The organism is Dolichospermum circinale AWQC310F, from assembly GCF_000426925.1.
GTDB classification, from domain to species: domain Bacteria; phylum Cyanobacteriota; class Cyanobacteriia; order Cyanobacteriales; family Nostocaceae; genus Dolichospermum; species Dolichospermum circinale.
On the sequence record NZ_KE384711.1, the window covers coordinates 38,231 to 38,536 of the forward strand.

Consider the following 306-nt stretch of genomic DNA (forward strand, 5'->3'; position numbering starts at 1 on the left):
ACTCTCACTTTTGCGGCTGGTCAGACAAGCAAGACTATTACTATTCCTGTTAGGGCTGATGCGATCGCTGAAGCTGACGAGAAGTTTACCATCACATTAACTAACCCTGTTGGTGCAACTATCCCCTTTGTTACTAGCACTGTCACTATCACTGATACTGTTACTTCTGGTGTTACTGCTACTTTAGCAGCAGCAAAAACCAATCTAATTTTGACTGGTGTTAACAACATTAATGGTACAGGTAACGATGCTAATAACATCATCACTGGCAATAGTCGAAATAACAGACTCACTGGTCTTGCGGGT

1 protein-coding gene is annotated in these 306 nt (G+C 42.2%); it reads left to right on the forward strand.

Annotated elements, in window-relative coordinates; all coding sequences use genetic code 11:
- Positions 1-306 (forward strand): Calx-beta domain-containing protein (locus ACIR310F_RS26365; protein ID WP_196803243.1); only part of this gene is annotated, 306 nt, incomplete at both ends.